The organism is Halobacillus sp. ABD4_316 (genome assembly GCF_056161385.1).
On record NZ_JBSWZA010000001.1, the window covers coordinates 471,026 to 495,972 of the forward strand.

Here is a 24,947-nt window from a genome sequence, read left to right on the forward strand (position 1 = left end):
ACCGGGCTGATTTTTTTACTTTTGTCCACATTTCCCTTACTATAAAACTTAGTTATAATGGATGAATATGGACATGTGCGTCTATACTACTAAAAAGTACAAGGAGGATGGAAATGAAAATTACAAAAGAAACGATACTCGAAAAAGATGGGTACCGTCTACATATTTTACCAAGTAAAAAGTATAAAACGATGAATATCGTAGCCAAATTCAAAGCTCCTTTAAAACGTGATGGGATTACGGAGAGGGCGCTTCTTCCGCATGTGCTTCAAAAAGCTACAAACCAGCACCCATCTGTAAGGTCCTTTCAGGCAGCATTTGAAAATCTTTATGGAACAGCTTTATCCAGTGATGGTTCGAAAAAAGGCGAAAACCATGTCATTAGTTTCCGGATGGAAGTGGTGAATGAATCCTACCTGAATGACAACGAACCGATTCTGGAGGAAGCATTCCAGCTGTTCCACAATGTCCTGTTTGATCCGAAAACTGTGGATAACGGTTTTGACCCTGAAATCGTCGAGCGTGAAAAACAGACACTTGAACAGAAAATCACTTCTATTAAAGATGATAAGATGAGCTATGCCAACCTTCGTCTCATGGACCACATGTGTAAAGGGGAGCCCTACGCCCTTCACGTCCATGGGTATCAGGAGGACATGTCCTCCATTACTCCGGAATCACTTTACACTTATTATCAGCAGATGATCCAACAGGATATGCTGGATGTATACGTAATTGGAGATATGGATGATAAAGATGTGGAAACATTAACAGACCGTTATTTCCAACGCAGTGGCAGCACGAACGAAGATAACGATCAGGTTTCTGTGTCCAAAGATGTCCAGGAATCTGCAGAGATCATTGAACGTGAAGAGGTCAATCAGGGAAAACTTCATCTCGGCTATCGTACATACACGAAGTTCGGTGATGATGACTATTATGCGCTGCAGGTCTTTAATGGTATTTTCGGTGGATTTCCGAGCTCGAAGCTGTTCATGAATGTGCGGGAAAAGCACAGCCTCGCGTACTATGCGGCATCTAGATTTGAGAGTCATAAAGGCCTTCTGCTTGTCTTCAGCGGGGTGGACCCGAAGGACTATGATCAAGCGAAATCCATTATTCTGGAGCAGATGGAAGCGATGAAAAATGGAGACTTCACAGTAGAGCAGGTGGAGGAGACGAAGGAGCAGGTCATTAATCAGCTGAAAGAGACGATGGATAATGCCAATGGATTGATCGAAGTGCTTTACCATCAGATGCTTTCCGGAATCGACATGCCGGCGGACCAGCTTATCGAAAATATCCGCGGAGTAACCAAAGAGCAGGTCGTTCAAATGGCGGAAAAGATTAAACTGGACACCATTTATTTCTTAACAAGTCACGAGGGAGGGGAAGAGTGATGGAAGAGTTAGTCTATCAACAATTGAATGAAACGGTTTATCAGGAAACACTCGACAACGGTTTGAAGGTATTCCTTCTATCAAAGCCTGAAATGGCAAAAACTTTCGGGATCTTTACAACCAATTACGGTTCTATAGATCAAACATTCACGCCGATCGGTCAAGATGAAAAAGTTACAGTTCCAGAAGGGATTGCTCACTTTTTGGAGCACAAGCTGTTTGAAAAAGAAGACCGGGATGTTTTTCAGGATTTCACCCGCCTCGGGGCTTCTGCAAACGCCTTTACGTCCTTTACAAAAACCGCCTATTTGTTTACAGCGACCAGTCAGGTGGAGAAAAATGTCCAAACTCTGCTGGATTTTGTACAGGATCCCTATTTTTCGGAGGAATCGGTAGAAAAAGAAAAAGGGATTATTGCACAGGAGATCCGCATGTATGACGACCAGCCGGACTGGAGATCCTTTTTCGGAACCATCCAGAGCCTTTACCATAATCACCCGGTAAAAGTCGATATAGCCGGTACGGTGGAAAGCATTCAGGAAATAACGAAGGACGACCTATATACGTGTTATGAAACGTTTTATCATCCGTCCAACATGGTTTTATTCGTGGCCGGTAACATTGAACCTGAATCCATGATGACATTGATTCGTGAAAACCAGGGACAGAAAGAATTCCCTCCAGCACCTGAAATCAACCGTTCCTATCCGGATGAACCTGCTCATGCCGCCCGCAAGGAACATTCCATTACGATGCCGGTAACAACGGCAAAAGCCATGGTTGGTGTTAAGGAGGATGTCAGCGGGTTGAAAGGAGAAGAACTGCTGCGGCGGGAACTTCTTTCCGGCATGATTCTTGATTATTATTTCTCCAAGAGCGGAGCCTTTTATGAAGAATTGTACAAAGCGGATCTTATTGATGACAGTTTCCAGTTCGAAACAGAACTCGACCGTCACTTCGGCTTTACGATTCTTGGCGGCGATTCAAGAAAACCGGATGAAATGGCTGGCCGGGTGAAGGAAATGCTGCATGAATTAAAAGACATGCGGATAGCTGATGAAGACTTTACTCGTATGAAGCGTAAAAAAATCGGTCAATTCATGCGTGCGCTCAATTCACTTGAATTTATAGCGAATCAGTTCACTCATTACCATACGCTTGGTGTTGATCTATTCGAAGTGCTTCCGGTGATTGAATCATTGACAGCTGACGATGCTGAAGAATACCTCAAAGACTGGCTCAATGAAGAAGCCATTGCTGTTTTCCAGGTAAAACCACAGTCCAATGAATCGTAAACGCTGCCTTATCCTTGGAGCGAGCGGGGGGATTGGTGAAGCAATTGCCCACCGGGTCGTCGAGGATGGCTGGGCCGCAGGCGTGCAGTATTATACCAACGAAGAGAAAATCCGTTCGATGCAGCAGGATGTTCCGGAAGATCAATGGGCGGGCGCTTTTCAAGGTGATCTTTCGACAGAGGAAGGTCTGAATGCCTTTCTCGACCTGCTTCCAGCTGAATGGGATGCGGTTATCTTTGCCGGCGGCCATATGTACAGCGGATTGTTTCAGGATATGGATGCCGGGGATATGGACGCGCTGTATTATGTTCACGTGAAAGCCCTGTGGATGACAACCCGGCATATACTGCCGTATATGATTCAGAAGAAACAAGGGAATATCATCGTTATATCCTCCATTTTCGGTACAGAAGGAGCAAGCATGGAAGTTGCCTACAGTTCCGTCAAGGGAGCACAGAATGCATTTGTGAAAGGACTGGGACAGGAGCTTGCTCCCAGTCATATCCGGGTAAATGCGGTGGCTCCTGGTTTGATCCAGACGAAGATGAACGAACACCTTACTTTGGAGGACCTTCAGGCTCTCGAAAATGATATACCTATGGGTCGTGCCGGAACTCCAGATGAGGTGGCTGATGCTGCCGGATTTTTACTGGGTGGAGATTCCCGCTATATGACGGGACAGATTCTCCATGTCAATGGCGGCTGGTCTTAATTTCATGAATAAGACCTGTTCTTCCTTCTCATACTAAGCTTGAAAAAATTCAGAGGAGGGAACAGACATGTCTGTGCTCGATAATTGGGATTCTTGGAAAGACTTTCTTGGTGATCGTCTCCATCAGGCGGAAGGACAGGGGATTAATAACGGAGCCGTTTCCGAACTAGCGTATGAAATCGGAGGGTACCTGGCCAATTCTGTAGACGCTAAAAATAACGAGGAAGCCGTTCTTCGTGATTTGTGGAACGTCGCAGATGAAAAAGAACAGCATGCAATCGCTAATATGATGGTGAAGCTTGTTCAAAATAACGGTTCCCAACAGTAATCGAAAAAAATCCGTACAATTTGTACGGATTTTTTATTTATGTATTTCTGCTATTTTTTTGCAGAGATCATAGTTCCCGCCTTTCCTATTTAAAGAAAATCCTTTATGATAGATAAAAGAGTAGATCAATCCAAATATCACTCGTCTTTGACAAATACCGACATTTTTTTAGAGGGGTTGGAACATGGATAAAACAGAATGGTATCTGGAATATGAAATTCAATACAACCGTCCGGGACTTCTGGGGGACATCTCCTCCCTGTTGGGTATGATGGCCATTAATATCGTGACGATCAATGGAGTTGAAAATTCGCACAGGGGCATGCTTCTTCTCTGCAAGGATGACGAGCAGATCACCCGCTTAAAATCGATTTTAGATACAATGGACACGATTAAAGTAACGAAACTCCGCCGCCCGAAATTAAGAGATCGTTTAGCAGTCCGTCATGGAAGATACATACACAGTGATATCGACGACCGCAAAACCTTTCGTTTCAACCGGGAAGATCTTGGACTCCTGGTTGACTTTATGGCGGAATTGTTTATGAAGGAAGGCCATAAGCTTGTCGGGATCCGTGGCATGCCGCGGGTCGGTAAGACTGAATCGGTGGTGGCGGCAAGCGTTTGTGCCAACAAGAGGTGGCTGTTTGTCTCCAGTACATTGTTGAAGCAGACGGTAAGGAACCATCTGATCGATGAGGAATACAGCGATGATAACCTGTACATCATTGATGGAATCGTTTCTGCAAAACGGGCCAATGAGAAACACTGGCAGCTCGTCAGGGAGATTATGCGTCTTCCGGCGACCAAAGTCATTGAGCACCCGGATATTTTTGTTCAGGAAACCGAATACAAGCTGGATGACTTTGATTACATCATTGAACTTAGAAACAATGAAGATGAAGAAATTACTTATGAACCTGTGGAAAAACCGGAAATGAAGATGAATGAGGGATTTTCCATGTTTGATTTTTAAAATTGGATGGTGTTACACATGGAGATTGGAGCTAGATTAAAGGAAGCAAGGGAGACGAAGGGACTTTCGCTTGAGGACCTTCAAGAAACAACGAAAATACAGAAACGGTATCTTCAAGCTATAGAAAGTAATGATTTTCAAGTTCTTCCGGGGAAATTTTATACCCGCGCATTCATTCGTGAATATGCTTCTGCTGTCGGTCTGGATCCGGAACAGGTGATGGAAGAGCACAAAAATGAACTGCCCACATACGAAGAGGAAAATACGGTCCAGTTCAGCCGGGTACAGAAATCAAAGCAGGAAGCCGCTCAGAAAAGCGGAGGCACTTCCCGCTTCCTTCCTACTTTCCTTACGGTAGGGCTTGTCGTCGGTGTGATATTAGTCGTTTGGATTTTCATGCAGAGCGGCAGTGAAGACAGCGGAGCACCTGCGGACAGTTCATCATCAGATGAAATCAGTGTTCCGGCCGGTTCTGAAGAAGACACGGCTGAAGAAACGTCCGGTGATGAAGAAGAAGCACAGGCGGATGAGCAGGAGCAGAACGAAGACAGCGGTTCTGAGGAAGAAAAGGCTGAAGAGAAAGAAGACGATCGTGAGCCTGAAGAGTCCGGGGAAGAACAGCCGGGCGTGGAACTTTCGGAAGAGGGGACAGGTTCATTCCCGATGCACACTTATGAAGTGGTGCCGGCTGGAGATTCCAAAGTAACTGTTGAATTTTCCGGAAATGTCTATATGGAGGTTCAATCCCCGCAGGGGGGAGAGAATCTTGTGACTCCCCGTGAATATACATCTGCTGACTCTCCTGTCACCATTGATATAGGAGACAAGCAGGAAGTATACATTAAAACCGGAAATGCTCCCGGTATGACGGTGAACGTGGATGATCAACCAGTCACTTTCCCTGATCCTGAGCTGACAACGCAGAAGTTATTGTTGCAAATGAAGGAATAAAATCTATATAATCATGAACGGGCTGCCCTTTCAATATCGACAGAGTGACAAAGCCTCTCGATTGACCGGGCAGCCTTTTATTTACTGTGTAGTAGGAGTGTGGAGAAATGAATTTACCAAACAAGATTACGTTATCCAGAATTTTTCTAATTCCCATTTTTATTATTCTCATGAGTGTACCTTTTGGATGGGGCACGCTGGAAATGGGAGAAAGAGAACTTCCAGTGGCTCACCTTGCCGGTGCGGTTCTCTTTATTATTGCATCCACTACGGATTGGATTGACGGGTATATTGCCCGTAAATATTCACTCGTGACCAACCTCGGGAAGTTTCTCGATCCTCTGGCCGATAAACTGCTTGTAAGTGCGGCCCTCATCCTGCTCGTAGAGATTGGACTTGCTCCGGCATGGATTGTCATTCTCATAATCAGCCGCGAGTTTGCTGTTACAGGGCTGAGGCTTGTCGCAGCTGGTGAGGGAAGTGTACTGGCTGCCAGCCAGATGGGTAAACTGAAAACATGGATTCAGATCATCGCCATTTCAGCACTGCTTCTCCATAACTGGCCATTTGCTTTTATCGGTTTTCCCTTTGGTATGATTACGCTGTATCTTGCCTTAATCATTACGGTGTATTCCGGCTATGATTACTTCAAGAAAAACTGGCATGTGATGAGAGATTCTAAATGAGAACTGAAATTATTGCCGTAGGAACAGAACTGCTTTTAGGTCAGATTGCAAATACAAATGCCCAGTGGATATCACAGAGAATGGCAGAACTCGGACTTCCTGTATACAGTCACGCCGTGGTTGGAGATAACCTCGACCGTGTCGCGGGTTCTTTCAGGGAAGCATCGAGACGTTCGGATATTATTATTGTTACAGGCGGCCTCGGACCGACAGAGGATGACTTGACAAGAGATGCCGGGAGTATGGTCCTCGGAAAGTCTGTCCATGAACATGCTCCGTCTATGGAAAGAATCGAAGCTTATTATAAAAAAAACAATAAAACAATGAGTTTGAATAATAGAAAGCAGTCCCACGTTTTTGACGGGGCATTCGTACTGGATAACAAGGAAGGAATGGCCCCCGGCCAGATCATTCAACAGGGAGAAGTCATCTGGGTGTTCCTTCCAGGGGTGCCCCGTGAGATGAAGGCGTTAATGGAAAGCGGAGTGATTCCTTTTCTTCAGAAGTCCTTTTCTCTTCAATCAGAGATTGTTTCGGAGATGCTCCATTTTATAGGCATCGGGGAATCGGATCTTGAAACACAGCTGCAGGCGCTCATTTCCCATCAGACCAATCCGACCCTTGCCCCTCTGGCCAGTGAAGGCGAAGTGGGTTTACGGTTAACTGCAACAGGGGAAACGACAGATGAAGCAAAAGCGAAAATTGCTGAGTTGAAAAAGGTTGTTCTTGATAAGGTTGGGGATTTTTATTATGGAAGTGACGATGAAACGATTGAAAGCACCGTTCAGCGCCTTCTTTCCCGCCGAGGGTATCGTCTTGGGGCAGCAGAGAGCTTCACAGGTGGAAAGTTCATAGAACGTATGATTGCCCTTCCTGGTGCTTCAGCGGTCTGTCAGGGCGGTCTGACGACTTATACGGCCGAAATGAAGGAGCAGGTCCTTGATATTCCAAAATACCTGATCAGAGAATATGGAACGATCAGTCATGAGTGTGCCGAGATGATGGCTCTGAATACCCAGGTCCTGCTTCATGTGGATGCTGCTGTCAGTTTTACAGGAGTGGCCGGACCGGATTCAAGTGAAGGGAAGGAGCCTGGAACCGTATTTATCGGCCTCCAGATCAGGGACAAGAGTCCTGAGGTCCACCGGTTCCAGTTCCCGGGTGGTCGTGATCAAGTAAGGGAACGTGCAGTGAAGAAAGGCTTTGAGCTTTTATTTCATCACTTGAAAAATTGAATTTTGAATAATGGAACGCAAAAGGTTTTTGATATTCTCTCTGGGAGAGCATCAAAAACCTTTCGTTCCCAACAGGTAAAAAAACGGGAACAAATATTCGCTTTTCGGTTGGCAAATCCTTTAAAACAAGTTATGATAAGTATAGAAATTTTGAAAGGCGGTATACAATGAGCGATCGTAAACAAGCATTAGATATGGCATTGCGTCAAATAGAGAAACAATTCGGAAAAGGTTCGATCATGAAGATGGGTGAAGGTGCGGAGCAGAGGGTTAACACCGTTCCCAGTGGATCACTGGCTCTTGATGTGGCCCTTGGGGTCGGCGGCTATCCGCGAGGCCGGATTGTGGAAATATACGGACCAGAATCTTCAGGTAAAACTACTGTTGCCCTTCACGCGATTGCGGAAGCACAGAGGAAAGGCGGTCAGGCGGCATTCATTGATGCGGAGCACGCCTTGGATCCGGTCTATGCAAGAGCTCTGGGTGTCGACATTGAAGAACTTCTGCTTTCCCAGCCGGACACAGGGGAACAGGCTCTGGAAATCGCTGAAGCCCTCGTACGCAGCGGGGCCGTAGATATGGTGGTCATTGACTCTGTGGCTGCTCTTGTTCCAAAAGCAGAGATTGAAGGGGAGATGGGTGATTCCCACGTGGGTCTGCAGGCACGCTTGATGTCCCAGGCTCTTCGTAAGCTTTCCGGTGCGATTAATAAATCGAAGACGACGGCTATTTTCATCAACCAGATTCGTGAGAAGGTCGGCGTAATGTTTGGTAACCCGGAAACGACTCCCGGCGGGCGCGCCCTGAAATTCTACTCTTCTGTCCGTCTTGAAGTTCGTCGTGCAGAAACATTGAAACAGGGGAACGAAATGGTGGGGAATAAAACCCGCTTGAAAGTGGTTAAGAACAAGGTGGCACCGCCATTCAGACAGGCTGAAGTAGATATTATGTACGGAGAAGGAATCTCCAGAGAGGGAGAACTTGTTGATATTGGAACAGACCTGGATCTCATTCAGAAGAGTGGATCATGGTATTCATATAATGACGAACGTCTCGGTCAGGGGCGCGAGAACGCCAAACAGTACCTGAAAGAGAACGTTGAAGTTTATGAGGAAGTGAAACGTCTGATCCGCGACCATTATGGTATGGAAGCTGACGAGGAAAAGACTGAAACTTCCAGTAAAGACAGCCAGGAAACGCTGGACGTATAAACCGTTTCTGCGGGCAGAATGAAGAAAGCAGCGCTGAAAAAAGCGCTGCTTTTCCAATATTTCCAGAAGTGGGAATAAACTGATAGTTTTAAATTTTTGCATATGTCAGCAGATACATAGCGGGATTCCTTGACATTCCGCATAGTCAGGCATAAAATGAATGTGTATCATTTTCATCTTTATACCCTTAATTTAACAAATGAAACTGAAAATGAATCGTTTGTATTTACCGACAAACGGACCAAGTTCATAGCAAGAGGAGGTGAAATTATGGATTTGATATCCTCGCTCATCTTCATTTTGCTTGCCCTTATCATCGGTTCTGTTGTTGGTTATCTTATTCGGAAGTCGATAGCGGAAGCGAAAATTTCCAGTGCTGAGGAATTAGCCAGACAGATTGTGGAGGAAGGTCACCGCAATGCTGAATCGGCCAAAAAAGAAGCTCTTCTTGAAGCGAAGGAAGAGAATCAGAAATTCCGCCAGGAGGCTGAAAGTGAAGTTCGCGAACGCCGCTTGGAACTGCAGAAAACCGAAAACCGTTTGAATCAGAAAGAAGAGAATCTCGATCGTAAGAGTGGAACGCTGGATCAGCGTGATCTTTCACTCGAGAAGAAAGAAGGAACTCTTGCCGAGAGACAACAACAAATTGAAGAAATGGAAAGCAAAGTGAAAGCTATGCTTCAAGAACAGCAGACAGAGCTTGAAAGAATTTCAAGCTTAACATCTGATCAGGCCAAACAGGTTATTTTGGAACGTGTTGAACAAGAAGTCTCTCATGAATCGGCGCTTATGATTAAAGAAGCGGAGAACCGGGCGAAAGAGGAAGCCGATAAAAAAGCAAAAAATATTTTATCCCTTGCTCTCCAGCGTTGTGCCGCTGATCACGTAGCCGAAACCACCGTATCTGTTGTCAATCTGCCTAATGATGAAATGAAAGGTAGAATTATCGGCCGGGAAGGACGAAATATCCGTACGTTGGAAACGTTAACTGGTATTGATCTTATCATTGATGATACACCTGAAGCGGTTATTTTATCCGGTTTTGACCCAATCCGAAGAGAAACAGCACGTATGGCTCTTGAGAAACTTGTTCAAGATGGACGTATACACCCTGCGAGAATTGAAGAAATGGTTGATAAGTCCCGCCGCGAAGTGGATGATTACATCCGCGAGGTCGGGGAGCAGACAACCTTCGAAGTCGGGGTTCACGGTCTTCATCCAGACCTTATCAAGATTCTCGGCCGCCTTAAGTATCGTACGAGTTATGGTCAGAATGTCCTGAAGCACTCCACGGAAGTTGCCTACTTATCCGGTCTTCTGGCCGCAGAACTAGGTGAAGATGAAATGCTTGCCCGCCGTGCCGGACTTCTGCATGACATCGGAAAAGCGATAGACCATGAGGTAGAAGGAAGCCACGTTGAAATTGGTAAGGAACTTGCCATTAAGTATAAGGAAAACGACACGGTCGTAAACGCAATCGCTTCCCACCACGGAGATGAAGAGCCTACTTCAATTATTTCTGTACTCGTTGCGGCTGCTGATGCCTTATCTGCAGCACGCCCGGGCGCAAGAAGTGAAACGCTCGAAAATTACATCAAGCGTCTTGAAAAACTTGAGGAAATTTCTGAGTCTTACGAAGGTGTGGAGAAATCCTTTGCGATTCAGGCAGGTCGTGAAGTACGTATTATGGTCCGCCCTGATGAAATTGATGATCTTGAAGCAACAAGACTGGCGCGCGATATCCGGAACAGAATCGAGGGAGAACTCGATTATCCGGGACATATTAAAGTAACGGTCATTCGTGAAACGCGCTCTGTCGAGTATGCGAAATAAATAAAGCGGCCTTAGCGGCCGCTTTATTTATTTTGTAGAGGAAAAACAGGAAACATTACACAACTAAAGGAATGAATGATCTATGAGAATTTTATTTATTGGAGACGTTGTAGGTTCTCCGGGCAGAGATATGGTAGAGACCTATCTTCCAAAATTGAAAAAAAAGTTTCAGCCGGCAGTCACGATTATCAATGGGGAAAACGCAGCCTCCGGAAAAGGGATTACGGAAAAGATTTACCGTCGGTTCCTGGAACTGGGTGCGCAGGCAGTGACTCTCGGGAACCATGCGTGGGATAAGAAGGAGATTTTTGAGTTTATTGATAAGGCGGATTATCTTGTCCGACCGGCCAATTTCCCGGAAGGTACGCCGGGGCGGGGCCTTACGTACGTAAAGACTCCAAAAGGGGAAATTGCTGTGATTAACCTTCAGGGGCGGACGTTTATGGCACCTAACGATGATCCGTTCCGAAAAGTAGATGAGTTAATAGAGCAGGCATCTAAGCGCACCTCTTTAATTTTCCTCGATTTTCATGCGGAGACGACCAGTGAAAAACAAGCCATGGGCTGGTATGTGGATGGGCGAGTCAGTGTTCAGGTCGGCACACATACCCATGTTCAAACGGCAGATGAACGGATTCTTCCGGAAGGCACAGGATATATTTCAGATGTAGGAATGACGGGTCCTTACGATGGAATCCTTGGAATGGATAGAGAAGCGGTGTTGAAACGTTTCAAAACGAATCTTCCTGTACGTTTTGAAGTACCTAAAACGGGAAGAGCACAACTAAGCGCCTTCTTGGTGGATGTGGATGATAAAACAGGGAAAACGGTGAAAGTAAAGCGGATCTTAATCAACGACGACCATCCTTTTTTTGAGTGATTATTTGAATTTTGCGACAAATTCATTCATAATGAAAAGGTAATATCCTACATCTCCAAGAATATAGTAGTTATGGAACAACTATAGTGATTGAAGGAGGAACTAGTAATGGAAGTCTTAAAAGTATCAGCAAAATCCGTACCTAATTCTGTAGCAGGAGCTTTAGCGAATGTCGTAAGAGAAAGAGGATCAGCTGAAATGCAAGCCATTGGTGCAGGGGCTCTAAACCAGGCTGTAAAAGCGGTAGCCATTGCTCGAGGATTTGTCGCCCCCAGCGGAATGGATTTAATATGCATTCCAGCTTTTACGGATATTCTAATTGACGAAGAAGAACGAACAGCGATTAAACTGATTGTCGAACCCAGATAACTGATCCTTCAGGGAGATCCATTACTTTACATTACCTGTTTCATTTTAACGGATAAACCGCACTTAATCAGTGCGGTTTTTTTATATGGATTCCCCGCAGCACCCGCCTCTATCGAAAGCGGTATCATTTTATGATCACTTGTGTTTTTACAGTGGACATGAGAATTTGATTATTTACCTATTCATGTTAGAATGGCTTTGTAAAGGGATAAAGATGAAATATATTCAGGGGAGATGTTCACTGTGAATGGAAAGATGAAAGCAATCATAAAACATCACCGCGGACCCGGAGCAAAGCTTGAGGAAGTGGATATTCCTCAGGTTAAGGATGATGAAGTGCTCATCCGTGTCAAAGCTACCTCCATCTGCGGAACGGATGTACATATTTATAACTGGGACGAATGGTCAGAAAGTCGTGTCCAGCCGCCGTATGTGTTCGGGCATGAATTTTCCGGAGAAATTGTGGAAACAGGAACAAATGTGGAGCATTTTAAAACAGGGGATTACGTCAGTGCGGAAACACATCTTGTCTGTGGACACTGCCCACAGTGTTTGACAGGAAAGTATCATATCTGCGCCCATACAAAAATCATTGGCGTTGACACACAGGGGTGTTTTGCTGAATATGTGGCTCTTCCAGCGGAAAATCTATGGAAGAATCCGGAAGATCTTCCTTCCGATATCGCCTCCATCCAAGAGCCGATGGGAAATGCCGTTCATACCGTCTTGAACGGGGAAGTAGCAGGAAAAACCGTTGCGGTTATCGGCTGTGGTCCTATAGGCCTGATGGCTGTCGGAGTAGCTGTCGCTGCAGGCGCCTCCCAGGTGCTGGCCTTTGATTTGAATGCATACCGTCTGGAACTGGCGGAGAAGATGGGCGCAACAGCTGTTATTCACTCGTCTGAAGAAGATCCCGTAAAAAAAGCATTAGCACTGACGAATCATGACGGAGTCGATGTAGTCTGTGAAATGAGCGGGCACCCTGTAGCTATGGATCAAGGTTTTAAGATGGTGACTAATGGAGGGCGTGTTTCCATTTTGAGTCTGCCGACCAAGCGTGTCAGCCTGGATGTTACGAACGATATCGTATTCAAAGGAGTGGAAGTTCAGGGGATCACGGGCAGGAAGATGTATGAAACGTGGCAGCAGGTCTCCCGTCTTCTGCAATCCGGTCAGGTGAATGTGAAACCGATCATCACCCACCATTTGAAACTGGAGGAATTTGAAAAAGGTTTTGAATTAATGAATGAAGGTTTATGCGGAAAAGTAATTCTTCACCCATAATTAAAGGAGGATGAACGATGAAAGGTTTTGAGTATTTACAGAAAGAGCTGGATGAAATGCAGGAACAGGGAACATTCCGCCGCTTGATTCCATTGGAGTCCGCTCAAGGGTCCAAAGTGACAATCAAAGGAAAGGAAGTTATCCAGCTTTCTTCCAATAACTACCTGGGGTTGACTTCCCATCCAAGGTTAAAAAAAGCGGCAGAAGAAGCGAATGCGGAGTATGGCGTTGGAACAGGTTCCGTGAGAACCATTGCAGGTACATTGAAGATGCATGAAGATTTTGAAGAAAAACTGGCTGCATTCAAACATACAGAAGCTGCCCTGGTCTTCCAATCCGGGTTTACTACCAATCAGGGTGTATTATCCTCCATTCTTGGTAAAGACGATGTTGTCATCTCTGATGAGTTGAATCATGCTTCGATTATAGACGGAATCCGCCTGACTAAAGCCGACAGGAAAATTTACAAGCATGTGAACATGGAATCTCTGGAAGAGGCATTGAAAGAGAGTGGGGACTACCGCACACGTCTCGTTGTGACGGACGGTGTTTTCTCCATGGATGGTAATATAGCGCCGCTTCCAGAAATTGTTGAATTGGCTGAGAAGTATGATGCGCTGATTATGGTGGATGATGCCCACGCGAGTGGTGTGCTTGGTGATAATGGTCGAGGCACAGTGAATCACTTTAATTTAGACGGTCGTGTTCACATCCAGGTGGGGACTTTGAGTAAAGCCATCGGTGTGCTCGGCGGTTATGTAGCCAGTACAAAAACGCTGAGAGAGTACTTGATTCATAAAGGACGTCCATTCTTGTTCAGTACATCTCATCCACCTGCTGTGACTGCTGCCAATGAGGCTGCGATCGATGTCCTCCTGGAAGAGCCGGAATTAATTGAACGCCTCTGGGACAATACCTCTTTCTTTAAGGATGGTTTAACAAAGCTTGGGTTTGATACGGGTATCAGTGAAACGCCGGTCACCCCGGTTATGATTGGCGATGACGCTCTGACTCACACCTTCTCCGATGAATTATTTAAAGAAGGCGTTTTTGCCCAGGGCATTGTCTTCCCGACTGTGCAGAGGGGGAAAGGTCGTATACGGACGATTGTAACGGCGGAGCATTCCACGGAAGAGCTCCAGCAGGCTTTGAACGCTTTTGAGAAAGTGGGAAGAAAGCTGAATATTATCTAAATCAAGAGGACGTATGTATGTCTCTGTGATCATTTGCAGAAAGACAGGTAAATAGAAAAGTCTAAAAGGATCGTTGCGTTAGGTCACTGCCGGAACGGTCCTTTTTGTTCTGTATTTTTCCATTTGACTTAATTTATCATGAAAAACTTGATATAATGATACAGTTAGAAGGATCGGCTTGAAAGGAGATTATAATGAACGAACAGCAGAGAAAAGAAATGTCTCAGATCCGTCAGACTGATATTTCCGCTGCAGATCAGGACAATTTGAACCGATTGAAACAGCAGTCAAGTGAAGATTACGTCAAATATTTCCAAACGACCTATCAGCCTCCGAATATGAGGGATGCCCAGCGCCGGAAACGCAAGGAAACAGATATCCATTATGATTTTGAAATACCGGAAGATATGGATCAGGCCGGCCGTGGAAAGAAATATATGATTCGTACATATGGATGCCAGATGAATGAACATGACACAGAAGTTATGGCCGGTATTTTTGAAGAAATGGGCTATGTGTCCACGAATGACACGAAAGAAGCAGATATTATCCTGTTGAACACGTGTGCCATCCGCGAAAATGCTGAAAACAAAGTTTTCGGAGAAATCGGACACCTTAAACCGTTGAAAATGGAGAATCCGAATCTGATTATTGGAATCTGCGGCTGTATGTCACAGGAGGAATCCGTAGTCAATCGTATTTTGAAGAAGCACCCATTCATCGATCTGATCTTTGGTACCCATAACATCCATCGTCTCCCGCAGCTTGTAAAAGAAGCGATGTTCGGGAAGGAAATGGTCATTGACGTATGGTCCAAGGAAGGCGATATTATTGAAAACCTCCCCCGTTCACGAAAAGGGAAAATTAAGGCATGGGTGAACATTATGTACGGCTGCGATAAGTTCTGTACATACTGCATCGTTCCGTATACCCGCGGGAAAGAGCGGAGCCGTCTCCCTGGAGACATCATCCAGGAAGTCCGTCATCTCGCAGCGCAGGGCTATAAGGAAGTGACGCTTCTCGGCCAGAATGTGAACGCTTACGGAAAAGATCTGGATATGGAATACGGACTCGGGGACTTGATGGATGAACTTCGGAGCATCGATCTTCCCCGTGTGCGTTTTACCACCTCCCATCCAAGGGATTTCGATGACCGGCTGATTGAAGTGCTCGCTAAAGGCGGCAACATGCTGGACCACATCCACCTTCCTGTCCAGTCCGGGAATACAGATGTTCTGAAAATTATGGGACGGAAATATTCCCGGGAGGAGTATCTGGAGCTTGTCCGTCGTATTCGCAGCGCTATGCCGGGAGCTACGCTTACCACAGATATTATCGTCGGTTTTCCTAATGAAACAGAGGAACAGTTTCAGGACACCCTTTCCCTTGTAGAAGAGGTGGGATTTGAAGCGGCTTATACGTTCATCTACTCCCCAAGGGATAATACACCTGCAGCGAAGATGAAAGATAATGTATCGATGGAGGAGAAGAAAGACCGTCTCCAGCGTCTGAATAAATTGGTGAATCAGCAGTCAGCCGAAGCGATGAGTCAATATGAGGGTGAAGTGGTGGATGTTCTTGTCGAAGGGGAAAGCAAAAATAATCCAGACGTCCTGGCCGGATATACGAAACGGAACAAGCTTGTGAATTTCCGGGGGCCCCGTTCCATTGTCGGAAAGATCGTACCTGTAAAAGTAATCAAGGCAAAAACTTGGTCTCTGGATGGAGAACTGGTAGAATCTAGCGTAGAGGTGAAATAAATGGCACAATACACACGTCAAGAAGTAGTCGATGAAGCAAAAAAACTGGCAAAAATGATGGCTGATATAGAAGAGATTGACCGCTTCAAGCAGCTGGAATCCAAGTTGAATGAAAACCAGAAGGTGCAGTCGCACATTAAGAAAATTAAAGCGCTCCAAAAACAGGCCGTGAACTTCCAGGCTTATGGAAAAACGGAAGCGCTGAACCGAATTGAAAAAGAAATTGACCGTCTGCAGGATGAGCTGGATGAAATCCCGGTCGTGGCTGAGTTTAAAGAAACACAAACGGTCATCAATGATATTTTACAGATGGTTTCGAGTACGATTTCCCGTGAAGTTACCAATGAGGTGATCCGTTCCACAGGAGGAGATCTTCTACAGGGAGAAACGGGTTCTTCCAACAATCAAAGTCATGGCTGCAGCCGTTGATGCATACACTTCCGTCAGAGGGGTTTCCCTCCGGCGGATTTTTTTTCGTACAATTTTATAGGCTCGTGCATACAATGAAGTAAACACGTCCTTAGGCTTTTCTCATGGAATCACCATTCGCCCAGACCATGCATAGGATGGGTGGTAGAATAAGGAGGAATGAGAGCTCATGTCTTTTTTTGAACGGGATTACAGAGAAATTATTACCAAAGCTGTAATCGGTAAAGGTAAAAAGTTTACAGAATCCACGCACACCATCAGCCCTTCCCACCGTCCAACAAGTATTCTGGGATGCTGGGTTATCAACCACATCTACAACGCGAAGAAGAAAGGGGATCACGTAGAGGTATCCGGCAGTTATGACATTAACGTCTGGTATTCCTACAACGACAATACTAAGACAGAGGTCGTAACAGAACGGGTGACCTATTGCGACTACGTTAAGTTGAGTGTGAAAGACGACAACTGCATTCATGATGATTTTGAAGTCATTGCGAAAGTCGTCCAACAGCCGAACTGCCTGGAAGCTACGATTTCCGGCAACGGCCAGAAAATTGTAGTAGAAGTAGAAAGAGAGTTTGTGGTTGATGTCATTGGTGAAACCAAGCTTTGCGTAAAAGTGGACCCGCATGGCTGCGGACACGATGACGACTATGAGCAGGATTTGTCATCAGATGATTACTCAGCGATTGAAACGGACTTCCTTCCATCTTCTTCAAGCAGTGATGACCATGACGATAAGCATTAACTCCCTGATCTTTCAGCAGGGGGTTCTTTTTTTTGGAAAGGCTTTGAAACACAGGGTTCTGCGTCAATGCTCTGCGTTTGGCATGGAGATTTCTTAAGGTTTACCTATGAGCGATTTGTTAAAGAGGGTTGTTTCCATGTGCTATAATGGATGAAGAATTCTACGTACGTTTTGGAGGATTGACCGAATGGCACAGTATACACCAATGATGCAGCAATATTTAAAGATTAAAGCCGATCAGAAGGACGCGTTTTTATTCTTCAGGCTCGGGGATTTTTATGAGCTTTTTTTTGAAGATGCCCTGAAAGCATCGCAGGAACTTGAAATCACCTTAACAAGCAGAGATGGCGGGGGAACTGAACGCATTCCGATGTGCGGCGTCCCGTATCACTCGGCAGAAAACTACATAAGGCAGCTGATTGAAAAAGGCTTCAAGGTGGCGATTTGTGAACAGGTGGAAGACCCGAAGGAAGCCAAAGGCGTTGTAAAAAGGGAAGTCGTCCAGCTGATTACGCCGGGTACCGTAATGGAAGGCAGCATGCTGGATGAGAAGGAAAACAACTACCTTGCTTCATTGAGCGCTTTTGAAGATGGATCATATACCGTGAGCTACAACGATCTAACTACCGGAGAGAATAGCACAGCCTTAATTCCCGGAGGGTTTGACGCAGCCTTGAGTGAATTGTACAGCCGACCTGTTCGTGAAGTTGTCGTTGCCTCCGATTTTGATGAAGAGCAGCAGTTGATGCTGAGGGAGCGCCTCGGCTACACACTCTCCCACCAGGATGAGACGACCATTCATCCGGACCTCTCGTCACTGACGGCAGGAATCCAGCAGGACAAGCTGTTAACAGGATTCGGCCGGTTGTTGAACTACATCCAGCATACGCAGAAGCGCTCGCTCGATCATTTGCAGCCGGTAAAAGTCATTGAGCTGAAACAGTATATGACGCTCGATATGTACTCGAAAAGGAACCTTGAGCTGTTGGAAACCATCCGTAAGCAGGGGAAAACAGGCAGCCTGCTTTCAGTGGTAGATAAAACGAAGACATCCATGGGCGCACGCATGCTGAAAAAATGGATGGAGCGTCCGCTTCTTTCGAAACAGGCCATCGAAACACGGCATGAGCAGGTGGAGGGTTTCCTTGATCAATTTTTTGAAAGGGAAACGCTGCGGGAACAGCTCACCAACGTGTATGATCTGGAACGTCTGGCGGGGCGGGTGGCTTTTGGAAACGTCAATGCCAGGGATCTTCTCCAGTTGAAAAATTCCCTTGCGCGGATTCCTGAAATACTTGCTACGCTTCAGCAGTTTGACAACACTTCAGTGAAAGAACTATATCAGACGATTGATCCTCTGGAGGAGCTTAAGGATTTGTTGGAGCATAGTATTGCCGAAGATCCTCCTATCAGTGTGAAAGAGGGTGGATTGATTTGTGACGGATACGACCAACAGCTCGATGACTATCGCTCAGCTTCGAAAAATGGTAAGCAGTGGATTGCTGAGCTTGAAAAGAAAGAGCGGGAAAAAACAGGCATTAAATCCCTGAAGGTCGGGTATAATCGTGTCTTCGGCTACTATATTGAAGTGACAAAAGCCAATCTCCGCTACCTGCCCGAAGGCATGTATGAGCGGAAGCAGACATTGACCAACGCAGAGCGCTTTATAACACCGGAATTAAAGGAAAAGGAAACGTTGATTCTTGAGGCGCAGGAAAAGAGTGTGGAACTTGAGTACCAGTTGTTCCTCAACGTCAGGGAGAACGTCAAGTCCTATGTACAAAGACTGCAGCATCTGGCTGAACAGATCAGCCGCATTGATGTGCTGCAGGGTTTTGCCCAGGTGGCGGAATCGTATCAATATGTCCGCCCATCTTATAACGACCGCCGCATGGTCGATATTCAGCAGGGCCGGCATCCGGTGATTGAACGGGTCATGCAGGATGGAACATTTGTACCGAATGACATCTATATGGATGATGAAACGGATGTCCTTCTGATTACCGGTCCGAACATGTCCGGTAAGAGTACGTATATGAGGCAGCTTGCTTTAACATCCGTTCTTGGTCAGATGGGAAGTTTCGTTCCGTGCGGTTCTGCCTCTCTTCCGATATTCGATCAGATTTTCACACGAATCGGAGCGGCAGACGATATTGTGTCCGGGCACAGTACGTTCATGGTGGAAATGCTTGAAGCCAATCACGCCCTTACACATGCAACAGAAAACAGTATGATCCTGCTGGATGAGATCGGAAGAGGAACGAGCACCTATGACGGAATGGCGCTGGCCCAGTCCATCGTAGAGTACATTCATGGAAGAATTAAGGCTAAAACATTATTCTCCACCCACTACCATGAATTAACATCATTGGAAAATGAACTGGATCGTTTGAAAAACGTCCACGTAAGGGCGGAAGAATATGAAGGAAATGTCGTCTTTCTGCACCAGATCAAAGATGGCCCAGCCGATGAAAGTTACGGCATCCATGTTGCAAAACTGGCCGATCTTCCGGATCCGCTGATTAAACGGGCGACAGAGCTGCTGGAACACCTGGAAGGGGCATCCGGGCCCAAAGAATCGGCTGCAGGGGATGAAGAAGAGCAGCTCAGTTTATTTGTAGAAGAACCAAAAGAAAAACCGAAACAGGAAAAGCAAAGCGCCAGCCAGATTTCAAATCTTGAAAAGCGGCTCTCATCTCTTGATTTAATGGAGATGACACCGATGGACGCTATGAACGAACTGTATCAGCTTCAAAAAAGCTTGAAGAAATAAAGGAGGTTCACGTATGGCACGCATTCGACTGATGCCTGATCACCTGGCCAACAAAATCGCAGCCGGAGAAGTGGTCGAGCGGCCTGCCTCTGTCGTAAAGGAACTGGTGGAAAATAGTATTGACGCAGGTGCATCCTGGGTGAAGATTGACTTGATGGAAGCCGGTCTTCAGCGCATTCGTATCATCGATAACGGAGCAGGGATGGAGGAAGAAGACTGTGAGCGGGCTTTTCACCGGCACGCAACGAGTAAAATTCTGGATGAAAATGATCTATTCCACGTGCGCACCCTCGGCTTCCGGGGAGAAGCTCTGGCAAGTATCGCTGCCGTCAGCCGGCTCAGCATTCAGACGTCTACAGGTGAAGAAGCCGGAACAAAACTGGACCTTGAGGGCGGTCACCTTATGCAGAAGGGGCGAGGAGACGCGAGGAAGGGTACAGATATCACGGTGGAAGAGTTGTTTTTCAATACTCCGGCACGGTTGAAATATATGAAGACGATCCATACAGAACTTGGTCATATTACAGATGTATTGAACCGGATTTCCCTGGCCCATCCCGAAGTGCAGTTCGTTTGCACGCACAATGAGAAGCAGATTTTCAAAACCAACGGACGCGGGGATCTGCTGCAGGTGATTGCCAGCATCTACGGCATGAATACAGCGAGGAAAATGGTTCCTGTGGAAATGGAAACGTCGGATTTCAAAGTGAAGGGGTATATAGCGAAGCCGGAAGTGTACCGGGCTTCCCGGCAGTATATGTCCACGATCATTAACGGCCGCTATATTAAAAGCGTGCCTTTGAATAAAGCCGTTCAACAGGGGTATCATACCCTTCTGCCAATTGGGAAAAATCCAATTGTTGTCCTGAATATTGAGATGGATCCGATTCTTGTTGACGTCAACGTCCATCCATCTAAATTAGAAGTACGGTTCAGCAAGGAAAAAGAGCTGTATGCTCTCCTTGAAGAGACGATCCGCCATACATTTCGTAAGGAAACCCTCATTCCTGATGTTCAGGAAACGAAAGCGAAACCGAAAAAGGAGTATTCCGAACAGAAAACGTTTGCGTTTCATGAAACAAGGAAAGAAGAAGCTCATAATCAAAGAGAGTCTGCTGCCGATCATCTGCTGAAAGAAGAGCCGCCGGCTGCACCGGAGGTGAAAGAAGAGCCGTCCCCCGTTTTTGCAGGAGAGCAGGAAGCGATGCTGAAGGAAATGACGGCTGATTTTAAACCGGAAACCACCGAGGAAGAAGTTGCTGGAAAGCCGGATGAACAGGAAAATGAAGCGTCGTCTAAAAAGGAAGGCGGCCGCCGCGTTCCCGTCATGTACCCGATCGGCCAGCTTCACGGGACTTATATACTCGCCCAGAATGAAGAAGGGATGTATATCGTCGACCAGCATGCAGCACAGGAAAGGATCAAATATGAGTTTTTCCGGGATAAACTGGCTCAGGTTGATCATGAGGTCCAGGAGCTGTTAATTCCATTAACCTTTGATTTTTCTAAACAGGAAGCATTGAAAATTGAAGAATATAAAGAGGAACTCGAAAAAGTTGGCTTGTTCTTTGAACCATTCGGTGACAACACGTATATCATCCGCAGTCACCCGACATGGTTTCCTGCTGGATTTGAGCAGGAAGTCATTGATGATATGATCCAGCAGCTCGTTCAGGATGAGCGGATAAACATTCTGAAATTGAGGGAGGAAGCAGCCATCCTTATGTCCTGCAAGCGATCCATCAAAGCCAATCATTACTTGAATCAATCCGACATGTTTCAGCTTCTTGAGGAGCTGAGGACGTCGACGGATCCATTTACCTGTCCACACGGACGACCGATTATTGTTTTCTTCTCTGAATATGAGATGGAAAAAATGTTCAAGCGTGTTATGTAAATAGAAAAAAGACAGCCGGATTTAGATCCGGCTGTCTTTTTTTATGGACAATATATAAACAGATACAAGTAGTTTACGTAATATTATTTCTGTATGTCTGCATTAATTTTCAAGAACAGGGGAGGGTCAGGAAATGTTTTTCTGCTGGAGCAGAAAACGAAAGTAATTATCGATCTGCTTAATATCTTCCGGCTGTATTCCGAACCAGGCTTTTTTATCAAAAAACACAGGTTTTGAATATCCCTTCGTTTCCAGAAGGTGCTTGATTTCCCTCATTTCATCTTCCAATTCGTCGCTCAATCCAAGGAGATAATCTGCAGTGGTATGAAGAGCATGAGCAATCTTCGACAAGTCTTCTAGATCAGGGGATGTATAGCTGCGCTCCCAGTTGGATACCACTTGGGGAGAAACACCGACTTTTTCAGCCAGCATAGCCTGAGTCAAACGTCTTTCTTTGCGAAGTGTGCGAATCCTTTCATGAACCACGGTAGACGCCTCCTTTTTTTATACTATAACACAAACTAACGATATGCGATAGTAAGACTAACGAATATTTTGAATTTAACTAACGGAATCCGTTACTATGACTAACGGATTCCGTTGATTAAGTCGTTGAGGTATGATTGTAGAGCCATTCATGTATAATAGAGATGGAACAAAGGAGGTGGAAGTTTGAAACCAATGGTAGCTGCTGTTGTTGGACCGACCGCGGTCGGTAAAACAAAGCTGGGTGTTCAGATTGCCCAAAAGTTTAATGGAGAAGTTATCAGTGGCGATTCCATGCAGATCTACCGGACTATGGATATTGGAACAGCCAAAGTGACCCGGGACGAAATGCAGGGAATTCCTCATCATATGATTGATATCAAGGATCCTGAAGAGTCTTTTTCTGCAGCTGAATTCCAAAGGAAGGTCCAGTCATTAATATATGAAATTCAAAAGCGGGGGAAACTCCCTGTTTTAGTAGGTGGAACCGGCCTTTACATACAAGCAACCTTGTTTGATTTTGAGTTTACAGAGGAAAAGAAAGACGAAGCAGTAATGAAGCGGCTTGAAGAAGAGGCAGCCGATCAAGGTCCCGTGCATATGTACGAAAAGCTTAAAAGCCTGGATCCTGACCAAGCAGCTAAAGTCCATCCAAATAACAGCCGCCGGGTGCTGCGTGCGCTCGAAATTTATGAAACAACTGGGAAAAAGATGAGTGAGCAGGAGGCGGCGAAAGCCTGGGATTCTCCATTTACCCCTCTTTTGATCGGTCTTGAGATGGACCGGGAGCGTCTCTATGAGCGTATTAACAACCGGGTGGATCAAATGGTGGAAGAGGGTCTTGTGGAGGAAGTCCGCCGCTTATATCAGGCAGGACTTAAAGATGCCCAGTCCATGAAGGCCATCGGCTATAAGGAATTGATTCCATTCCTGGAAGGGGAGGTGGACCTTCAGGAAGCGGTTGACCTTCTTAAACGGAACTCCAGGCGCTATGCCAAGCGGCAGTACACGTACTTTAAAAACAAACTGGATGTCCACTGGTATGAGGTAACACCTGAGAACTATGAGGATAAATTTCAAACGATTTTCGCAGATTTAGCAGGAATGATCGATAAAAGCGGCGAATCGTAATATTACAGATAGAAAAGAGGAGGAAGATCCATGGCTCAATCCGTAAACATTCAAGATAACTATTTAAATCAACTACGCAAGGAACGTATGCAGGTGACAGTCTTTCTTACCAACGGCTTCCAACTGCGTGGAGTAGTGAAGGCTTTTGACAATTTCACTGTTTTATTGGAAACCGAAGGGAAGCAGCAGTTGATATTCAAGCATGCCATCTCTACATTCGCACCAATCAAAAATGTATCGCTGGATAAGGAATAAGGCTTACATAAGTCTTGAGTGAATGGGAAAAGCGGATGCTCTTGAAGCATCCGCTTTTTTGTGGTTTTATCAGACTGTTTTTGCTGTGGGCGTTTGTCACAGGTTCTTTCCCTGATGCGTATGATGAAGCAGAGTAAGGAGGGATCCACGTGTATCCGCAAGCTAAAACAGCAAGGCCTGGTACGATTAACATTGTGCTTCAAGATGCAAAGGCAGGGCCTGCACCAGAAAGCAGGGTCCTCACCAAGGAACTGTCCCCCCCGCCCTTCCAGATGATTGATGATTTCTTTTCTTCCATAGTAGGTCTTGAAGGTTTGAAAAGGCAGATGAAAGAGATCTATGCGCAGGTGGTCATTGCTGGGAAAAGGGCTGATGCCGGGTTGAAAAAGAACCAGCAGGTGCTTCATATGGTGTTTAAAGGGAATCCCGGAACCGGAAAAACGACATTGGCCCGTATGGTCGCCCGCCTTTTTCATGAAGCGGGAGTGCTTGAAAAAGGTCATTTTATTGAGGCGGACAGAAGTGACCTGGTGGGAGAATACATTGGGCACACCGCTCAGAAAACAAAGGATTTAATCCATAAAGCCCTTGGAGGGGTTCTTTTTATTGATGAGGCGTATTCACTGGCGCGTGGTGGTGAAAAGGACTTCGGTAAGGAAGCGATTGATACCATTGTGAAATGCATGGAGGATCACCATGATGAACTCGTCATCATCCTTGCCGGGTATCCGGAAGAAATGGAAGATTTTCTAACCATTAACCCCGGCCTATCCTCCCGGTTTCCATTAAAGCTTTCCTTCAAGGATTATTCGTGGCGTGAGTTGTCTTCCATAGCCGGAGGGATGCTTAAAGACAGGGAATACCAGTTGGCTCCTGCAGCTGAGGTGAAACTTCACGAACATCTGCGGTCCGTCTGCTCCCGCTCCCGTTTGAATTTTTCCAATGCCAGATATGTGAGGAATATGATCGAGGAAGCTGTCCGGAGGCACGCGTTTCGTATCATGACAGAAGAGTCCCCGGCAAAAGCGGTACTGATGACGCTTGAAGCCGAAGATTTTTCATTTCCAAAAGACGAAGGGCGTGTCCATTAAAAGGGGATGATACTCATAGATCCC

The 24,947-nt window shown here is 45.9% G+C and carries 23 protein-coding genes; 22 read left to right on the forward strand and 1 reads right to left on the reverse strand.

Going from position 1 to position 24,947, the window contains the following annotated elements; all coding sequences use genetic code 11:
• The first annotated feature begins 113 nt into the window (after nucleotides 1-113).
• From yfmF to mutL, 19 genes are all read left to right on the forward strand, one after another.
• Complete coding sequence (gene yfmF / locus ACXAJH_RS02580) at nucleotides 114-1,400, forward strand: EF-P 5-aminopentanol modification-associated protein YfmF (protein WP_474993009.1); 1,287 nt, start codon at nucleotides 114-116, stop codon at nucleotides 1,398-1,400.
• Nucleotides 1,400-2,695: an EF-P 5-aminopentanol modification-associated protein YfmH gene (yfmH, locus tag ACXAJH_RS02585; RefSeq protein WP_474968543.1), complete on the forward strand. Its 1,296-nt coding sequence runs from the start codon at nucleotides 1,400-1,402 to the stop codon at nucleotides 2,693-2,695. The genes yfmF and yfmH overlap by 1 nt, the downstream gene beginning before the upstream one ends.
• On the forward strand, nucleotides 2,685-3,407 hold the full coding sequence (ymfI, locus tag ACXAJH_RS02590) for an elongation factor P 5-aminopentanone reductase (protein WP_474993011.1): 723 nt from the start codon (nucleotides 2,685-2,687) through the stop codon (nucleotides 3,405-3,407). The genes yfmH and ymfI overlap by 11 nt, the downstream gene beginning before the upstream one ends.
• 67 nt (nucleotides 3,408-3,474) lie before the next feature.
• Nucleotides 3,475-3,735 carry a DUF3243 family protein gene (locus ACXAJH_RS02595; RefSeq protein WP_474968545.1) on the forward strand — a complete coding sequence of 87 codons (261 nt, stop codon included), beginning with the start codon at nucleotides 3,475-3,477 and terminating at the stop codon, nucleotides 3,733-3,735.
• Between the two features lie 184 nt (nucleotides 3,736-3,919).
• On the forward strand, nucleotides 3,920-4,711 hold the full coding sequence (locus ACXAJH_RS02600) for a DUF3388 domain-containing protein (RefSeq protein WP_474993013.1): 792 nt from the start codon (nucleotides 3,920-3,922) through the stop codon (nucleotides 4,709-4,711).
• 18 nt (nucleotides 4,712-4,729) lie between these two features.
• Nucleotides 4,730-5,662, forward strand: a complete 933-nt coding sequence (locus ACXAJH_RS02605) for a helix-turn-helix domain-containing protein (protein ID WP_474971443.1) — start codon at nucleotides 4,730-4,732, stop codon at nucleotides 5,660-5,662.
• Between the two features lie 107 nt (nucleotides 5,663-5,769).
• Nucleotides 5,770-6,348: a CDP-diacylglycerol--glycerol-3-phosphate 3-phosphatidyltransferase gene (pgsA, locus tag ACXAJH_RS02610; protein WP_027954273.1), complete on the forward strand. Its 579-nt coding sequence runs from the start codon at nucleotides 5,770-5,772 to the stop codon at nucleotides 6,346-6,348.
• On the forward strand, nucleotides 6,345-7,583 hold the full coding sequence (locus ACXAJH_RS02615) for a competence/damage-inducible protein A (RefSeq protein ID WP_474993015.1): 1,239 nt from the start codon (nucleotides 6,345-6,347) through the stop codon (nucleotides 7,581-7,583). The genes pgsA and ACXAJH_RS02615 overlap by 4 nt, the downstream gene beginning before the upstream one ends.
• Before the next feature lie 167 nt (nucleotides 7,584-7,750).
• Nucleotides 7,751-8,794: a recombinase RecA gene (gene recA, locus ACXAJH_RS02620; protein ID WP_474991955.1), complete on the forward strand. Its 1,044-nt coding sequence runs from the start codon at nucleotides 7,751-7,753 to the stop codon at nucleotides 8,792-8,794.
• A gap of 270 nt (nucleotides 8,795-9,064) precedes the next feature.
• Nucleotides 9,065-10,627 (forward strand): ribonuclease Y, encoded by a 1,563-nt coding sequence (rny, locus tag ACXAJH_RS02625; RefSeq protein ID WP_027954276.1) that lies wholly within the window; start codon nucleotides 9,065-9,067, stop codon nucleotides 10,625-10,627.
• 82 nt (nucleotides 10,628-10,709) lie between these two features.
• Nucleotides 10,710-11,507: a TIGR00282 family metallophosphoesterase gene (locus tag ACXAJH_RS02630; protein WP_474968551.1), complete on the forward strand. Its 798-nt coding sequence runs from the start codon at nucleotides 10,710-10,712 to the stop codon at nucleotides 11,505-11,507.
• Nucleotides 11,508-11,615: 108 nt separating this feature from the next.
• Nucleotides 11,616-11,876: a stage V sporulation protein S gene (locus tag ACXAJH_RS02635; RefSeq protein WP_474968552.1), complete on the forward strand. Its 261-nt coding sequence runs from the start codon at nucleotides 11,616-11,618 to the stop codon at nucleotides 11,874-11,876.
• A 243-nt stretch (nucleotides 11,877-12,119) separates the two neighbouring features.
• Entirely contained in the window at nucleotides 12,120-13,160 is a 1,041-nt protein-coding gene (tdh, locus tag ACXAJH_RS02640) for an L-threonine 3-dehydrogenase (RefSeq protein ID WP_474993017.1), read from the forward strand.
• A 17-nt stretch (nucleotides 13,161-13,177) separates the two neighbouring features.
• Nucleotides 13,178-14,353, forward strand: coding sequence for a glycine C-acetyltransferase (locus ACXAJH_RS02645; protein WP_474968554.1), 1,176 nt, complete (start codon nucleotides 13,178-13,180; stop codon nucleotides 14,351-14,353).
• 194 nt (nucleotides 14,354-14,547) lie between these two features.
• Nucleotides 14,548-16,113 carry a tRNA (N6-isopentenyl adenosine(37)-C2)-methylthiotransferase MiaB gene (miaB, locus tag ACXAJH_RS02650; protein ID WP_474971440.1) on the forward strand — a complete coding sequence of 522 codons (1,566 nt, stop codon included), beginning with the start codon at nucleotides 14,548-14,550 and terminating at the stop codon, nucleotides 16,111-16,113.
• Entirely contained in the window at nucleotides 16,114-16,542 is a 429-nt protein-coding gene (locus ACXAJH_RS02655) for a YlbF/YmcA family competence regulator (protein WP_027954282.1), read from the forward strand.
• Between the two features lie 169 nt (nucleotides 16,543-16,711).
• The gene (locus tag ACXAJH_RS02660) at nucleotides 16,712-17,290 is read left to right on the forward strand and encodes an outer spore coat protein CotE (RefSeq protein WP_027954283.1); all 579 of its coding nucleotides are present in this window, start codon (nucleotides 16,712-16,714) and stop codon (nucleotides 17,288-17,290) included.
• Between the two features lie 187 nt (nucleotides 17,291-17,477).
• Entirely contained in the window at nucleotides 17,478-20,063 is a 2,586-nt protein-coding gene (gene mutS, locus ACXAJH_RS02665) for a DNA mismatch repair protein MutS (protein WP_474993019.1), read from the forward strand.
• 13 nt (nucleotides 20,064-20,076) lie between these two features.
• The gene (gene mutL / locus ACXAJH_RS02670; protein WP_474993021.1) at nucleotides 20,077-21,960 is read left to right on the forward strand and encodes a DNA mismatch repair endonuclease MutL; all 1,884 of its coding nucleotides are present in this window, start codon (nucleotides 20,077-20,079) and stop codon (nucleotides 21,958-21,960) included.
• Nucleotides 21,961-22,086: 126 nt separating this feature from the next.
• On the opposite strand, the gene ACXAJH_RS02675 is transcribed toward mutL, so the two are convergent.
• Nucleotides 22,087-22,446, reverse strand: a complete 360-nt coding sequence (locus tag ACXAJH_RS02675; RefSeq protein WP_160835678.1) for a helix-turn-helix domain-containing protein — start codon at nucleotides 22,444-22,446, stop codon at nucleotides 22,087-22,089.
• A 186-nt stretch (nucleotides 22,447-22,632) separates the two neighbouring features.
• Between ACXAJH_RS02675 and miaA the strand changes: the two genes are divergently transcribed.
• The 3 genes from miaA to ACXAJH_RS02690 all read left to right on the forward strand — a co-directional run bounded on the left by miaA (nucleotide 22,633) and on the right by ACXAJH_RS02690 (nucleotide 24,923).
• Nucleotides 22,633-23,577 (forward strand): tRNA (adenosine(37)-N6)-dimethylallyltransferase MiaA, encoded by a 945-nt coding sequence (gene miaA / locus ACXAJH_RS02680; RefSeq protein WP_474971438.1) that lies wholly within the window; start codon nucleotides 22,633-22,635, stop codon nucleotides 23,575-23,577.
• Nucleotides 23,578-23,607: 30 nt separating this feature from the next.
• A complete protein-coding gene (hfq, locus tag ACXAJH_RS02685; RefSeq protein ID WP_474968559.1) occupies nucleotides 23,608-23,832 on the forward strand; it encodes an RNA chaperone Hfq in 225 nt (74 codons plus the stop codon).
• 149 nt (nucleotides 23,833-23,981) lie between these two features.
• A complete protein-coding gene (locus ACXAJH_RS02690; protein WP_474968560.1) occupies nucleotides 23,982-24,923 on the forward strand; it encodes an AAA family ATPase in 942 nt (313 codons plus the stop codon).
• Nucleotides 24,924-24,947: the final 24 nt, after the last annotated feature.

Coding starts and splice junctions, on each gene's coding strand:
- mutL (WP_474993021.1), top strand. CDS start 20,077: ATGGCACGCATTCGACTGATGCCTGATCACCTGGCCAACAAAATCGCA.
- mutS (WP_474993019.1), top strand. CDS start 17,478: ATGGCACAGTATACACCAATGATGCAGCAATATTTAAAGATTAAAGCC.
- pgsA (WP_027954273.1), top strand. CDS start 5,770: ATGAATTTACCAAACAAGATTACGTTATCCAGAATTTTTCTAATTCCC.
- miaB (WP_474971440.1), top strand. CDS start 14,548: ATGAACGAACAGCAGAGAAAAGAAATGTCTCAGATCCGTCAGACTGAT.
- ACXAJH_RS02595 (WP_474968545.1), top strand. CDS start 3,475: ATGTCTGTGCTCGATAATTGGGATTCTTGGAAAGACTTTCTTGGTGAT.
- rny (WP_027954276.1), top strand. CDS start 9,065: ATGGATTTGATATCCTCGCTCATCTTCATTTTGCTTGCCCTTATCATC.
- recA (WP_474991955.1), top strand. CDS start 7,751: ATGAGCGATCGTAAACAAGCATTAGATATGGCATTGCGTCAAATAGAG.
- yfmF (WP_474993009.1), top strand. CDS start 114: ATGAAAATTACAAAAGAAACGATACTCGAAAAAGATGGGTACCGTCTA.
- ACXAJH_RS02630 (WP_474968551.1), top strand. CDS start 10,710: ATGAGAATTTTATTTATTGGAGACGTTGTAGGTTCTCCGGGCAGAGAT.
- ACXAJH_RS02635 (WP_474968552.1), top strand. CDS start 11,616: ATGGAAGTCTTAAAAGTATCAGCAAAATCCGTACCTAATTCTGTAGCA.
- ACXAJH_RS02615 (WP_474993015.1), top strand. CDS start 6,345: ATGAGAACTGAAATTATTGCCGTAGGAACAGAACTGCTTTTAGGTCAG.
- ACXAJH_RS02600 (WP_474993013.1), top strand. CDS start 3,920: ATGGATAAAACAGAATGGTATCTGGAATATGAAATTCAATACAACCGT.
- ACXAJH_RS02605 (WP_474971443.1), top strand. CDS start 4,730: ATGGAGATTGGAGCTAGATTAAAGGAAGCAAGGGAGACGAAGGGACTT.
- hfq (WP_474968559.1), top strand. CDS start 23,608: ATGGCTCAATCCGTAAACATTCAAGATAACTATTTAAATCAACTACGC.
- yfmH (WP_474968543.1), top strand. CDS start 1,400: ATGGAAGAGTTAGTCTATCAACAATTGAATGAAACGGTTTATCAGGAA.
- ACXAJH_RS02660 (WP_027954283.1), top strand. CDS start 16,712: ATGTCTTTTTTTGAACGGGATTACAGAGAAATTATTACCAAAGCTGTA.
- ACXAJH_RS02655 (WP_027954282.1), top strand. CDS start 16,114: ATGGCACAATACACACGTCAAGAAGTAGTCGATGAAGCAAAAAAACTG.
- ACXAJH_RS02645 (WP_474968554.1), top strand. CDS start 13,178: ATGAAAGGTTTTGAGTATTTACAGAAAGAGCTGGATGAAATGCAGGAA.
- ymfI (WP_474993011.1), top strand. CDS start 2,685: ATGAATCGTAAACGCTGCCTTATCCTTGGAGCGAGCGGGGGGATTGGT.